Origin of the sequence: Marilutibacter maris (assembly GCF_003233695.1) — a bacterium.
In the GTDB taxonomy this organism is placed as follows: domain Bacteria; phylum Pseudomonadota; class Gammaproteobacteria; order Xanthomonadales; family Xanthomonadaceae; genus Marilutibacter; species Marilutibacter maris.
This window is the reverse complement of the sequence record NZ_CP029843.1, coordinates 3,437,822-3,451,584: the sequence shown is the minus strand read 5'-3', so window position 1 is coordinate 3,451,584 and position 13,763 is coordinate 3,437,822. Positions and strand designations below refer to the sequence as shown.

Here is a 13,763-nt window from a genome sequence, read left to right as displayed (position 1 = left end):
CAGAGGCCGCGACGGCAACGAGCCGCCGCGGTCAGTTGCCGTAGGGCGGCGCTTCGCCGTCCGGGCGCCGCTTGAAGCGGCGGTGGATCCACAGGTACTGGCTCGGCGCCTCGCGCACCATCGCCTCGATCGCGGCATTGACCCGCGCGGTATCGGCGGCGACGTCCTTCGATGGAAAGTCCGCCAGCGGCTCGCCCAGCCGCAACACGTAGTCGGCGCCCTCGCGGCGATGGAAGAACGGCACCACCGCGCAGCCCGACAGCCGCGCGAACTGGTGGGTCGCGGTGATCGTCGCCGCCGGCACCCCGAAGAACGGTGCGAACACGGTGTCCTTGCCGCGCATGTCCTGATCGGGGGCGTACCACAGGATGCCACCCTGCTTGAGGTGACGGATCGCCGGACGCACCTCCTCGTTGGCGAACATCGCCACCGCGTAGCGCTGGCGTCCGCGGCGCACCGCCCACTCGAACACCGGACTGCGGTGGCGGCGGTACATGCCGGCCAGCGGCAGCCGGTCGCACATCAGCCGCCCGCACATCTCCAGGGTCATGAAGTGACCCGACACCAGCAGCACGCCGCGCCCCTGCGCGAGGATCGCTTCGATCGCCTCCACGCCCTCGATCCTCGCGGTCCTGCGCATCGGGGTCGCGTCGCCCCACCACGCGCGCGCGAACTCGAGGAAGCCGACACCGAGGTCGCGGAAGCTGTCGCGCAGCAGGGTCGCGCGCTCGCCCGGGGACCGCTCCGGCAGGCACAGGTCCAGGTTGGTCGCCGCGGCACGTCGGCGGCTGCCGGCCAGGGCGAACGCCAGCGCGCCCAGTCCGCGGCCGAGCAGGCGCTGCAGTGTCCACGGCAGGCGCGCGGCGACCATCATCGACGCCAGGGCGAGCCACATCGGCCAATGACGGGGCCCGAGCGGCGGGCGGGGAAGCGGAGTGTCGTCGCGCATCCACGAATTCTAAGGCAACGCCGGAGGCGCCCTGCGCGATGCGATCGTGGCGGAGCAGCACGGCGCGGATCGCCCGCCGCACGCGCGGATCGCGCGCCCCTTCGCTATCCTTCCCCGATGCCCAGGCCCCGTCGTCAGCTTGCCAGTAGATCGCGCTGCCCCCGAACCGCGGTCGCCGCCGCGCGGCAGGCGCACCGTAGCGGGGCGGTCGCGCCGGGTCCTTTGGGGTCGGGAAGCCGATGAAGGACTCGCCCGACCTGCTCGAGCGCCTGCTGCGCGGGCTGTACTCGGCGGTGCTCTACCTGCTGGTGCCGGTCACCCTGTATCACCTGATCTGGCGTGGTTTCCGCCATCAGGCCTATCTGTTGCGCTGGCACGAGCGCTACGCGGTCTACCACCAGCCGCCGGCCGATGCCGAACTGGGCCGACGCACGGTGTGGCTGCATGCGGTCTCGGTCGGCGAGGTCAACGCCGCCGCGCCGGTGGTCAACGCGCTGCGTCGCGCGCGTCCGGACCTGCGTCTGCTGATCACCACGATCACCCCCACCGGCTCGGACCGGGTCAACGCGCTGTGGGGAGGCGAGGTCGAGCACGTCTACCTGCCCTACGATCTGCCCGGCGCGGTCGGACGCTTCCTCGCCCATTTCAAGCCGGGGGTTGCCCTGATCATGGAGACCGAGTTGTGGCCGAACCTGTTGTTCGGTTGCCGCGACCGTGGGATTCCGGCCTATATCCTCAATGCGCGGCTGTCGGAGCGTTCGCTGCGCGGCTACCGCGTGCTGGCGCCGCTGGTCGCGCGCGCGCTGCGCACGGTCACCCGGGTCGCCGCGCAGTCGCAGGCCGACGCCGAGCGCTTCGTCAGGTTGGGGGCGGATGCAGGACAGGTGGTCAGGACCGGCAATCTGAAGTTCGACGTGCCCCTGCCCGACGGCATCGACGCCTTTGCCGCGCAGTGCCGGGCCGCCCATGGCGGCCGGCCGGTCTGGATCGCCGCCAGCACCCACGAGGACGAGGAGGCGGCCGTGCTGGCGATGCATCGCCGCCTGCGCGAACGGCATCCGGACCTGCTGTTGCTGTGGGTGCCGCGGCATCCGGAGCGGTTCCGGGTGGTGGCCGAACTGGCGCGGATGGCGGGGATGCGGGTCGCGACCCGCTCGCGCGCGACCTGGCCCGGCGCCGCCGACGAGGTGTTCGTGGTCGATACCCTGGGCGAGCTGATCAGCTTCTACGCCTGTGCCGACGTCGCCTTCGTCGGCGGCAGCCTGCAAGCGGTCGGCGGCCACAACCTGCTGGAACCGGCGGCGACCGGTACCGCGATCGTGACCGGCCCGCACCTGCACAACTTCGCCGAGATCCGCCGTCTGTTCACCGGCGCCGGCGCGCTCAAGATCGGCTGCGACGCCGCGGCGGTCGGGCGCGCACTGGGCGATCTGCTCGACAACCCTGAAGAGCGTGCGCGGATGGTCGAGGCCGGCCTGGAGCTGGTCGAGTCCGGTCGCGGCGCGTTGGCGGCGACGATGGCGCTGATCGAGCCGGTGCTGCCGCCGGTGGAGGCATTTGGCCGGTATTAGGGGCCACGTAGAAGCCGGGGGCGGACCAGCATTCGGAAGTACCAAAGGCCGGACGATCCGACCTTTGGTTTCTGGAGGTCACGGATTGGTGATGCAACCGGCGCTGCCGAAAGCCTGCCAATCGCCGTTCGTTGTAGGCTGGGCGGATATTTCGATATTCACCAGACTTCCATTGCGCAGGACGACACATTGAACGTAGAGATCATTGTATGTCGCTTGCCGGGCGATTTCTTCCGTGGGGCCGTTCCACATTGCAGTCAGGAAGATGTATCCAGCTTCTGATGCTGCCGAGTAACCCAGCGCCAGGGCCAGTAGCGCCGATCCAAACAGGGCCTTCTTCATCGTGGACTCCTTGTCGAATGAGTGCGATGCCGCGCTTGTGTTGCCGGCGGCATGCCTGCCCTGGAAACGTGTCAGGACAGCTTCGTTCTATTTGGACAAGCGAGTTGCGTCAACGCGGAACCGCTGTTTCCTGCGGCATCTTTCAGGTGTCGTTTCCTACAGGTCCCGGCACCGTCCTCCCCCCACAAACGAAGAAGGGCCGGCATGAGCCGGCCCTTCTCGATCGTGCGCGTGCAGGAGCGGGTCAGAGATCGACCTGGGCCTCGGCGTCGACGGTCAGCAGGCGGTTGACGTCCTGCAGGTCCTCGACCTTCAGGGTGCCGGCGGCCTGTTGCAGCAGCAGGCGGTTCTGCAGGTAGTTGTAGCGCGCCTGCGCGTAGGCCTGCTGGGCGGTGAACAGGTTGCGCTGGTTCTGCAGTACGTCCAGCACGGTGCGGGTACCGACTTCCAGGCCGACGTTGGAGGCGTCGTAGGCGCTCTGTGCCGAGACCAGGGCCAGGCGGCGGGCCTCGACCTCGCTGATGCCGGCGACCAGGGTCTGGTAGGCGTTGCGCGCGTTGCGCTCGAGCGCGCGGCGCTGCTGGACCAGTTCGTCCTGGGTCACGTCGCGCTGGGCCAGTGCCTGGCGCACGCCGGACTGGGTGGCGCCGCCGGCGAAGATCGGCACGCTCAGGGTGATGCCGAACTGCGGGCCGCGGCTCTCGCTTCCGATCGGGTTCGTGACCGAGCCGATGCCGCTGTTGCTGAATGTATTCTCGCCCCACTGCGCGCTGTCGACGTAGCTGCCGTTGAAGTACAGGCGCGGGTAATGGCCGGCGCGAGCGGTGCTGACATTGGCCTCGGCGGACTCGAGCTGGTATTCCTTGGCCTGCAGCGCGGGGTTGTTGTCGATCGCGGTCTGCACCCAATCCTCGACGCCCATCGAGTTCGGCAGCACCGGCTGGAAGTCGGCCGGCAGCGCCTTGAGGTTGCGCACCGGCTGGCCGGTGATCTCGGCCAGCGCCTGGTAGGCGTCCTCGACCGCGTTGCGGGTCAGGATGGTGCTGGCGCGCGCGCTTTCGTACTGGGCCTGGGCCTCGTGCACGTCGGTGATCGGCGCCAGGCCGACTTCCAGGCGCTTGGACGCGTAGTCGAACTGCTTCTTGGCGGCGTCCTCGGCGGCCTGCGCGGCGGCCAGGGTCTCCAACTGCACCAGCACGTTGAAGTAAGCGGCCGAGGTGCGGGTGATCAGGTCGTTGCCGGCGGCTTCGAGCTGGAAGTCGCTGGCCATGCTCAGCGCCTTCTGGCTCTTGAGCGTGGTGATCCGCGAATGGTCGTAGATCATCTGGGTCAGGTCGACCCCGTAGCGACGCGAAGTGGTTTCGCTGTCGGATTCGCCTCTGAGCGAGATTGGCTGGTTGGTGTTCGGATCAAGCAGGTTCTGGGTGGCCGGACCCTTGCTCCTGCTACGGGTCAGGGTAGCGGTGCCGTCGAGCTGCGGCAGCATCGCCGCGCGCGCCTGCACCGCGCCTTCGCGGGTCGCCAGGCGGCCGGATTCGGCGGCGGCGAACTGCGGGTCGCCGGCGCGGGCCAGTTCATAGGTCTGCATCAGGTCTTCGGCCGAGGCCAGCGAGGGCGCCAGCACGAAGGCGAGGGCGAGGAAGAGGGGGCGGCGGATCATGCGGGGTCCTTATTCCTTTAGAACTCGAAGGTCGGTGCGGGGGCCGCACCGGCGAGGTAGGGGAGGTCGGTCTCGAACAACGACTGGATGCGCGCGGCGTTGACGGCGTCGCCGTCGACGCCCTGCACCAGCACGGCTTCCATCACCGGCGAGCGGCCGCGGATCGCGAACATGCGGCCGCCGGGCTTGAGCCAGCGCATGAAGCGCGGCGGGATCTCGGCGACCGCGCCGGTCACGCAGATCGCGTCGAAGCGGCGCGCGTTGTCCCATTCGAAGGCGTCGGCGTGGATCACGCTGGCGTTGCTGATCGCCTGTTCGGCCAGGCGCGCACGGGCACTGTCGGCGAGGTCGGCGTGGCGCTCGATGCTGACCACTTCGCGGGCGAGGCGGCCCAGGCACGCGGTCAGGAAACCGCTGCCGGTGCCGATCTCCAGCACCTCGTCGCCGGCCTCGACCGCCAGCGACTGCAGGCTGCGGCCCTCGAGCACCGGCTTCATCATGAACTCGCCGTGCGCCAGCGGCAGGGCGATGTCGGCATAGGCCAGGTTGCGGCGGCCCTCGGCGATGAAGGCCTCGCGCGGCAGCGTCGACAGCACGTCAAGGATGCGCGGGTCGAGCACGTCCCACGGCCGAACCTGTTGTTCGACCATCAGTTCGCGTGCCTTGGCAAAGTCCATCGTCGTCATGTCGGGTTTCGTCGTGCGCGGAAAAGGTGCGACATTCTAATCGACCGTCCGCGAAGGGGCGGCGACGGTCGCGCGCCGGAAGCCAAAGGATGGCCGCGGCGCCGAAGGTGATTTAGTGCCATAAGTCACCCGTACACAAGTAACGGCAGGTGCCGCCGCGCCGCTCAGTGCCGGCCCCGATCGGTCGCATAGGCCGCCAGGAACATGTCCACCGAGGCGGCCAGGTGCTCGTCGACGCTGCCCAGCGGCGGCCCGGCGCAGCCGAACACCAGGCGCGCGTGGTGCTCGCCCTTGAGCAGGGTGAAGAACTGGCTGGCGGCGCGCTCGACGTGGGCGATCTCCAGTTCGCCGACCCCGATCCGTCGTTCCAGCAGGTGCGCGAAGTCGCCCTGCACCCGCATCGGCCCCGACTCCCAGAACAACTGGACCATCGGCGATTCGGCCATCTGCGGCGAGCACATCATGCGGTGGCCGGCGACCGCCTCGGGGCTGGAGATCATCGCGTAGAAGGCCTGGGCGATCTCCAGCAGGCGTTCGCGCAACGGCAGCTCCGGGCGCTCCACGAACAGCGACGAGGGCATCTGCTGCTCGCAATGGGCCTTCACCACCGCCGAGAACAGCCCTTCCTTGTCGCCGAAGTGGCTGTAGACGGTCAGCTTGGAGACGCCGGCCTCGGCGGCGACCTGGTCCATGCTGGTGCCGTCGAAGCCCTGCAGGGTGAAGATGCGCTTGGCCGCGTCGAGGATCGCGGCCCGCTTGGCCAGGTCCTTGGGCCGGCCGGGACCGGTCGGGCGGGGCGCAGGGGGGGAAGTGCGGTTCTCGGACATGCCTCAATACTAGACTACGCGGTTTGATATTTATACAGTACCGCCTGGTTCATTAATTTCGACTGAGGCCTCCACCATGCGCCACCCGTCCCCCACCGGCACGCGCGCGCCCCGATTCGCCCCCGCTCACCGGGCACTGGGCCGTCCTTTGAGCTTGCTGTTGCTGGCCGCCGCGTTGACCGCATGCGGCGGCGGCACCGACGGCAACAGCGCGCCGCGCCCGGTGCTGGTGGCGCAACCGCAGCCGATGAGCGCGTCGGTGAATGCGTTCGCCGGCGACGTGCGGGCGCGTGAGGAGAGCCCGTTGGCGTTCCGGGTCGGCGGCAACCTGCTCGAGCGCCGGGTCGACGTCGGCGACCGGGTCGAGGCCGGCCAGGTGCTGGCCGTGCTCGACGGCGACGACTACGCCGCGCAGGCGCGGGCCGCGCAGGCTCAACTGAGCGCGGCCCAGGCCGAGCTCAAGCGCGCCCGCGACGAACGCGCGCGGTTCACCCGGCTGGGGGCCGAACAGGTGGTCAGCCGTTCCGCGGTCGATGCCCAGGACGCCGCCGCGATCGCCGCCCAGGGCCAGGTCGACGCGGCCCGCGCCAACCTGCAGGTCGCCAACAACCAGTCCGCCTACACCCGCCTGCGGGCACCGGCCGCCGGCGTGATCGCCGCGCGCCAGGCCGAGGCCGGGCAGGTGGTCGCCGCCGGCCAGAGCGTGTTCGTGCTGGCGGCGGACGGCGAGCGCGAGATCGCGTTCGCGGTACCGGAAAGCGCGATCGCCACGGTCGCGCCGGGTCGACCGGTACTGGTCGAGTTGTGGTCGCGTCCGGGCAAGCGCTGGCCGGGCCGGGTGCGCGAGGTCTCGCCCGCCGCCGATCCGGCATCGCGCACCTTCGCGGTGCGGGTCACCGTCGATGCGCCGGCCGGCAGTCTCGAACTGGGCCAGAGCGCCCGGGTCTACCTCGATGGCGGACGCGAGGCCGAGCTGGGGGTGCCGCTGGCGGCGCTGCAGAAGAACGGCGAAGGCGCCGCGGTATTCGTGGTCGACCCGAAGGATTCGACCCTGCGCCTGCGGCCGGTGCAGGCCGGCGCCTACGGCCAGGACCGCGTCGCGGTGAGCGGCGACATCGGCGCCTCGGACTGGGTGGTCACCGCGGGCGGCCATCTGCTGCGCGAGGGGCTGAAGGTCGCGCCGGTCGATCGCGACAACCGGCCGGTCAAGCTGGCGGCGGCTGCGGACCAGGCCGGTCCGCAGCCGGTGGTCCAGGTTCCGGAACGCTGAGGCGGCCATGCGCTTCAATCTTTCCGAATGGGCGCTGCGCCATCGCAGCCTGGTCGTCTACGCGATGCTGGTGGTGGCGATCGCCGGCACCTTCTCCTATCTCAACCTGGGCCGCAGCGAGGACCCGGAGTTCACCTTCAAGGCGATGGTGATCCGGACCCTGTGGCCGGGCGCGACCGCCGAGGAGGTCTCCACCCAGGTCACCGAGCGGATCGAGAAGAAGCTGATGGAGACCGGCGAGTACGAGTTCATCCGCTCGTACTCGCGCGCGGGCGAATCGCAGGTGATCTTCATGGCGCGCGACTCGATGCGCTCCAAGGAGATCGAGCCGCTGTGGTACCAGGTGCGCAAGAAGGTCGGCGACATCCGTCCGTTGCTGCCGGCCGAGGTCGTCGGCCCGTTCTTCAACGACGAATTCGGCGACACCTTCGGCAACATCTATGCGCTGACCGGCGAGGGTTTCGACTACGCGGTGCTGAAGGACTACGCCGAGCGCGTGCAGCTGGCGCTGCAGGACCTGCCCGACGTCGGCAAGATCGAGCTGTTCGGCGTGCAGGACGAGAAGGTCTGGATCGAGCTGTCGAACACCAAGCTGGCGACTCTCGGGGTGCCGGCGCAGGCGGTGCAGCAGGCGCTGGAGCAGCAGAACGCGATGGTCCCGGCGGGCTTCTTCGAGACCGCCAGCAGCCGCGTGCCGCTGCGGGTCGACGGCCGCTTCGGCACGGTCGAGGAAATCCGCGACTTCCCGATCCGGGTCGGCGACCGCACCTTCCGCCTCGGCGACATCGCCGAGATCCGTCGCGGCTTCGCCGACCCGGCGGCGCCGCGCATGCGCTTCCGGGGCCAGGACGCGATCGGCATCGGCGTGGCGATGCGCGACGGCGGCAACATCCTCGATCTGGGCGAGACCCTGGAGTCGGAGTTCGCACGCCTGCAGGACACGCTGCCGGCGGGCATGGAGCTGCACAAGGTCGCCGACCAGCCGGCCGCGGTCGACGAGTCGGTCGGCGAGTTCGTCAAGGTGCTGACCGAGGCGGTGGTGATCGTGCTGCTGGTCAGCTTCCTGTCGCTGGGCCTGCGCACCGGTCTGGTGGTCGCGCTGTCGATCCCGCTGGTGCTGGCGATGACCTTCGCGACGATGGAGTTCTTCGGAGTCGGCCTGCACAAGATCTCGCTGGGCGCGCTGGTGCTGGCGCTGGGCCTGCTGGTCGACGACGCGATCATCGCGGTGGAGATGATGGCGATCAAGATGGAGCAGGGCTTCAGTCGCCTGAAGGCGGCCGCGTTCGCCTGGGAGAGCACCGCGTTCCCGATGCTGACCGGCACCCTGATCACCGCCGCCGGTTTCCTGCCGATCGCCACCGCCGCCTCCAGCACCGGCGAGTACACCCGCTCGCTGTTCGAGGTGGTCACCATCGCCCTGCTGGTGTCGTGGGTCGCCGCGGTGATGTTCATTCCCTTCCTGGGCGACAAGCTGCTGCCCGATCACGGCCACTCGGCGGCGCTCAAGCCCGGCTCGCTGGCCGCGCGCTGGCATGCGCAGCGCGAGCGCTGGGCCGACCGGCTCGCCGCTGGCAGGAGCGGGGCGCTGGCCGACTTGATCCGTCCGCCGCCGCACGACGGCCGCGACCATGACCCGTATGCGACCCGTTTCTACGTCCGCTTCCGGCATCTGCTGGTGTGGTGCGTGCGCCGGCGCAAGACCGTCATCGCGATCACCGTTGCCGCCTTCGTCGGCTCGGTGCTGCTGTTCCGCTTCGTGCCGCAGCAGTTCTTCCCCGACTCGGTGCGCCCGGAACTGATGGTCGACATGGAGCTGGCCGAGGGCAGCTCGCTGAAGGCGACCGAGGCGCAGGCGAAGAAGCTGGAGGCGCTGCTGGCCGAACGCGAGGACCTGAGCAACTACGTCGCCTATGTCGGTACCGGCTCGCCGCGCTTCTACCTGCCGCTCGACCAGCAACTGCCGGCGGCCAACTTCGCGCAGTTCGTGCTGATGCCGAAAGACATCGAGGCACGCGAGGCGGTGCGTGAGTGGGTCATCGACGAGGTGGTGCCACAGTTTCCCGACCTGCAGTTGCGCGTGACCCGCCTGGAGAACGGTCCGCCGGTCGGCTATCCGGTGCAGTTCCGCGTGTCCGGCGAGCACATCGACCAGATCCGCGAGATCGCCTACCAGGTGCGCGAGAAGATCCGCGAGAACCGGCACGTCACCAACGTCAACCTCGACTGGGACGAGCCCAGCAAGGTTGTGCGCCTGAACATCGACCAGGAGCGCGCCCGCGCGCTGGGGATCAGCTCGGCCGAGGTCGCGCACTTCCTGACCAGCTCGCTGTCCGGCTCGCACGTGAGCACCTACCGCGAGGGCAACGAACTGGTCGAGATGCTGCTGCGCGGTCCGGAAGAGGAGCGGCTCCAGCTGGACATGCTCGGCAGCCTGGCGGTGCCGACCGGCAATGGCGCCAGCGTGCCGCTTGAGCAGATCGCGACCCTGGAGTACGGCTTCGAGGACGGCATCATCTGGCATCGCGACCGCCGGCCGACCATGACCGTGCGCGCCGACATCTACGACGGCACCCAGCCGGCGACGGTGGCCGGGCAGATCTCGCCGACCCTGGACGCGCTGCGCGCGACGCTGCCTTACGGCTATTCGATCGACATCGGCGGCACCGTCGAGGACTCCGCGCGCGGCCAGAACTCGATCAACGCCGGCATGCCGCTGTTCCTGTTCGTGGTGTTCACCCTGCTGATGCTGCAGCTGCGCAGCTTCTCGCGCAGTGTGATGGTGCTGCTGACCGCACCGCTGGGATTGATCGGCGTGACCCTGTTCCTGCTGGTGTTCCGGGTGCCGTTCGGCTTCGTGGCGATGCTGGGCACGATCGCGCTGGCCGGCATGATCATGCGCAACTCGGTGATCCTGGTCGATCAGATCGAGCAGGACCGTGCCGCCGGCGAGGAGACCTGGAAGGCGATCGTGGAGGCGACCGTGCGCCGCTTCCGACCGATCGTGCTGACCGCGCTGGCGGCGATCCTGGCGATGATCCCGCTGTCGCGCAGTGCGTTCTTCGGCCCGATGGCGGTGGCGATCATGGGCGGCCTGCTGGTCGCGACCGTGCTGACCCTGCTGTTCCTGCCGGCCCTGTACGCGGCCTGGTTCCGGGTCAAGGTGCCGGCATCGACGCAAGGCTGATGCCGGCGCACCACCCGTAGCGATCCAGTAGGAGCGGCGTAAGCCGCGATGCAGCTTTCATGGGAAGGCCCGATCGCGGCTTACGCCGCTCCTACGGGGGACGGCTGGAGAGGGTCAGTCGCGCATCATCACCGGCCGGCACTCCAGCTGCAGTTGTTCGATCACCGCGTCGGTCGCCTGGCGGCTGCCGACACCACCGCCGCTGCCGGCGATGTCGGCGGTGAACACGCCGGCGTCCAGCGCCGCCGCAACCGCCTTCTCCACGCACTCGGCCTCGTCCGCCAGGCCCAGCGAGTGGCGCAGCAGCAGCGCGGCGCTGAGGATCGTCGCGTAGGGATTGGCGACGCCGCGTCCGGCGATGTCCGGGGCCGAGCCGTGGATCGGTTCGTACAGGCCCATGATCCTGCCGCTGCCGTCCGTATCGCCCAGCGACGCCGACGGCAGCAGGCCCAGCGAGCCGGCCAGCATCGAGGCCTCGTCGGTGAGAATGTCGCCGAACATGTTCTCGGTGACGATCACGTCGTATTCGCGCGGCCGCGACAGCAGATGCATCGCCATCGAGTCGACCAGTTGGTGTTCGAGCTGGATGTCGGGAAACTCCTCGGCGACGATCCGGGTCGCCGTCTCGCGCCACAGTCGCGAGGTTTCCAGCACGTTGGCCTTGTCGACCGAGGTCAGCCGGCCACGGCGACTGCGGGCCAGGGCGGCGGCGCGACGCACCACCCGCTCGATCTCGGTGACGCTGTACCGGCACAGGTCGCTGGCCGAATCGCCATCGCGGGTCTTGTCGCCGAAGTAGATGCCGCCGGTCAGCTCGCGCACGACCACCAGATCCACCCCGGTCAGCAGGTGCGGCTTGATCGGCGAAGCGCCCAACGCGGCCGGGTGCGGAGTGACCGGCCGCAGGTTCGCGTACAGGCCCAGCGCCTTGCGGATCGCCAGCAGGCCCTGCTCCGGGCGTACCGGCGCCTTCGGATCCGACCACTTGGGGCCGCCGACCGCGCCCAGCAGGATCGCGTCGGCACGCTTTGCCGCGGCTAGGGTCGCCGCCGGCAGCGCCTCGCCGGTCGCATCGATCGCGGCGCCGCCGATCAGTTGGGTGTCGAAGCTGAAGGTATGGCCATAGCGGTAGCCGACCGCGCGCAGTACCTCGACCGCCGCGGCGGTGACCTCGGGGCCGATGCCGTCTCCGGGCAGTACGACGATTTCAGCATGCATGGGGGCGGTCCTCGTGTTGCGATTGTTCGTAGTGCTCGATGGCCGTCTGCTGGCGCAGCAGGTAGCCGAGCTGGTCGACGCCTTCCAGCAGGCAGGTGCGGGCGAATGCGTCGAGCGGGAACTCGACCTGGGCGCCGCCGGGGAGGGTGACGCGACGGCGGGCGACGTCGATGCTCAACTCGATGCCGGGCCGGTCGAGCAGCTCGTCGACGATCGCCTCGTCCAGCACCACCGGTAGCAGACCGTTCTTGAGCGCGTTGCTGCGGAAGATGTCGGCGATCTCGGCGCTGATCACCGCGCGCAGGCCGAGGTCGGTCAGCGCCCAGGGCGCGTGCTCGCGCGAGGAGCCGCAGCCGAAATTGCGGCCGGCGACGAGGATCTGCGCGTCGGCGTTCTCGGCGCGGTTGAACGGAAAATCGGGGTTTGGCGAACCGTCGGCGCGCAGGCGCCAGTCGCTGAACGCATGCCGGCCCAGGCCGGCGCGCTCGGTGGTGGTCAGGAAGCGCGCGGGGATGATCTGGTCGGTGTCGATGTTGCGTTCGCGCAGGACCACGGTCTTCGAGGTCAGGGTGGTGAAGGCGGCCATCAGGCGGTCTCCAGTTCGGCGGTGGCGGCGGTGGCGTCGATGAAGGCGCGGGGGTCGGCGATCTGCCCGGTGACCGCGCAGGCGGCGGCGGTCAGCGGCGAGGCCAGCACGGTGCGCGCGCCCTTGCCCTGGCGGCCCTCGAAGTTGCGGTTGCTGGTCGATACCGCGAGCTGGCCGGGCCCGACCAGGTCGCCGTTCATCGCGATGCACATCGAGCATCCGGGTTCGCGCCATTCGGCGCCGGCGGCGCGCACGATCGCGTCGATGCCCTCGGCCTCGGCGGCGCGCTTGACCTGCTCGGAACCGGGCACGACCAGCATGCGCACGCGCGGATGCACCTTGCGCCCGCGCAGCACGCGGGCGGTGTCGCGCAGGTCCGACAATCGCGAGTTGGTGCAGCTGCCGACGAACACCACGTCGACCGGGCGTCCGGCCAGCGCGGCCTCGGGCTGCCAGCCCATGTAGTCGCGGGCCTTGGTGGCGTCGGCGTCGGCGTCGGCCGGCAGCCGCGCATCGATCGCCGCGACCTGTCCCGGGTGAGTGCCCCAGGTGACGGTTGGTCCGATCTGGTCGGCATCGATGACCACCTCGCGGTCGAAGCGCGCGCCCGGATCGCTGGCGAGCCGTTGCCAGTGCTCGACCGCGGCATCGAACGCGTCGCCTTGCGGCGCGCGCGCGGTGCCGCGCAGGTAGTCGAAGGTGGTCGCGTCGGGCGCGATCAGGCCGGCGCGCGCACCGGCCTCGATCGACATGTTGCAGACCGTCATCCGCTCTTCCATCGACAGGGCGCGGATCGCGCTGCCGCGGTACTCGATGACGTGGCCGGTGCCGCCGTTGACGCCGATCCGGCCGATCACGTGCAGGATCAGGTCCTTGGCGGTCACGCCGGGACGCAGCGCGCCGTCGACGGTGATCGCCAGGGTCCGCGGCTTGCGTTGCAGCAGGCACTGGGTGGCGAGCACGTGGCCGACCTCGCTGGTGCCGATGCCGAACGCCAGCGCGCCGAACGCGCCATGGGTCGCGGTGTGGCTGTCGCCGCAGACGATGGTCATGCCCGGTCGGGTCAGGCCGAGCTCGGGACCGATCACGTGAACGATGCCGCGTTGCGGGCTGTCGATGTCGAACAGCTCGATGCCATGACGCGCGCAGTTCTCGGCGAGCCGTCGTACCTGCGCGCGCGCCTGCTCGCTGGCGTAGGGCAGCTCGCCGTCCGCTCCGGCCGGCAGGGTCGGGGTCGAATGGTCCATCGTCGCCTTGGTGAGATCCGGACGGCGCGGCGCGAGACCGCGCGACTCCAGTTCGGCGAAGGCCTGCGGCGAGGTCACCTCGTGGATCAGGTGCAGGTCTATGTAGAGCACCGCCGGCGCGGCCTCGGTCTCGGGGACGACCACATGGGCGTCCCACAGCTTGTCGAACAGGGTGCGGGGGCGGGAATTTTCGTGGGCTTGGGTCGATGACATGGACGGG

General features: G+C 69.8%; 11 protein-coding genes. 3 read left to right on the top strand and 8 right to left on the bottom strand.

Annotated elements, in window-relative coordinates; all coding sequences use genetic code 11:
• Positions 1 to 31: 31 nt before the first annotated feature.
• Positions 32 to 949 carry an LpxL/LpxP family Kdo(2)-lipid IV(A) lauroyl/palmitoleoyl acyltransferase gene (lpxL, locus tag C9I47_RS15130; protein ID WP_111267496.1) on the bottom strand — a complete coding sequence of 306 codons (918 nt, stop codon included), beginning with the start codon at positions 947 to 949 and terminating at the stop codon, positions 32 to 34.
• Between the two features lie 239 nt (positions 950 to 1,188).
• On the opposite strand from lpxL, the gene waaA reads away from it, so the two are divergent.
• Positions 1,189 to 2,520 carry a lipid IV(A) 3-deoxy-D-manno-octulosonic acid transferase gene (gene waaA / locus C9I47_RS15125; RefSeq protein WP_111267495.1) on the top strand — a complete coding sequence of 444 codons (1,332 nt, stop codon included), beginning with the start codon at positions 1,189 to 1,191 and terminating at the stop codon, positions 2,518 to 2,520.
• A 78-nt stretch (positions 2,521 to 2,598) separates the two neighbouring features.
• Here waaA and C9I47_RS17655 read toward each other — a convergent pair whose 3' ends face one another.
• The 4 genes from C9I47_RS17655 to C9I47_RS15110 form a co-directional block, all read right to left on the bottom strand.
• Complete coding sequence (locus C9I47_RS17655; protein WP_145985541.1) at positions 2,599 to 2,862, bottom strand: hypothetical protein; 264 nt, start codon at positions 2,860 to 2,862, stop codon at positions 2,599 to 2,601.
• 244 nt (positions 2,863 to 3,106) lie between these two features.
• Complete coding sequence (locus C9I47_RS15120) at positions 3,107 to 4,522, bottom strand: TolC family outer membrane protein (RefSeq protein ID WP_111267494.1); 1,416 nt, start codon at positions 4,520 to 4,522, stop codon at positions 3,107 to 3,109.
• A gap of 17 nt (positions 4,523 to 4,539) precedes the next feature.
• Positions 4,540 to 5,208 (bottom strand): protein-L-isoaspartate O-methyltransferase family protein, encoded by a 669-nt coding sequence (locus C9I47_RS15115; protein WP_111267493.1) that lies wholly within the window; start codon positions 5,206 to 5,208, stop codon positions 4,540 to 4,542.
• Positions 5,209 to 5,372: 164 nt separating this feature from the next.
• Positions 5,373 to 6,035, bottom strand: coding sequence for a TetR/AcrR family transcriptional regulator (locus tag C9I47_RS15110; protein WP_111267492.1), 663 nt, complete (start codon positions 6,033 to 6,035; stop codon positions 5,373 to 5,375).
• 148 nt (positions 6,036 to 6,183) lie between these two features.
• Between C9I47_RS15110 and C9I47_RS15105 the strand changes: the two genes are divergently transcribed.
• The gene (locus C9I47_RS15105; RefSeq protein ID WP_223250172.1) at positions 6,184 to 7,305 is read left to right on the top strand and encodes an efflux RND transporter periplasmic adaptor subunit; all 1,122 of its coding nucleotides are present in this window, start codon (positions 6,184 to 6,186) and stop codon (positions 7,303 to 7,305) included.
• Positions 7,306 to 7,312: 7 nt separating this feature from the next.
• The gene (locus C9I47_RS15100) at positions 7,313 to 10,492 is read left to right on the top strand and encodes an efflux RND transporter permease subunit (protein WP_111267490.1); all 3,180 of its coding nucleotides are present in this window, start codon (positions 7,313 to 7,315) and stop codon (positions 10,490 to 10,492) included.
• 114 nt (positions 10,493 to 10,606) lie between these two features.
• On the opposite strand, the gene leuB is transcribed toward C9I47_RS15100, so the two are convergent.
• Genes leuB through leuC form a run of 3 tightly spaced genes read right to left on the bottom strand, consistent with a single transcriptional unit; the run spans position 10,607 to position 13,756 of the window.
• Complete coding sequence (gene leuB / locus C9I47_RS15095) at positions 10,607 to 11,710, bottom strand: 3-isopropylmalate dehydrogenase (protein WP_111267489.1); 1,104 nt, start codon at positions 11,708 to 11,710, stop codon at positions 10,607 to 10,609.
• Complete coding sequence (gene leuD, locus C9I47_RS15090; protein WP_111267488.1) at positions 11,700 to 12,296, bottom strand: 3-isopropylmalate dehydratase small subunit; 597 nt, start codon at positions 12,294 to 12,296, stop codon at positions 11,700 to 11,702. The genes leuB and leuD overlap by 11 nt, the downstream gene beginning before the upstream one ends.
• Positions 12,296 to 13,756: a 3-isopropylmalate dehydratase large subunit gene (gene leuC / locus C9I47_RS15085; protein ID WP_111267487.1), complete on the bottom strand. Its 1,461-nt coding sequence runs from the start codon at positions 13,754 to 13,756 to the stop codon at positions 12,296 to 12,298. The genes leuD and leuC overlap by 1 nt, the downstream gene beginning before the upstream one ends.
• Positions 13,757 to 13,763 lie beyond the last annotated feature (7 nt).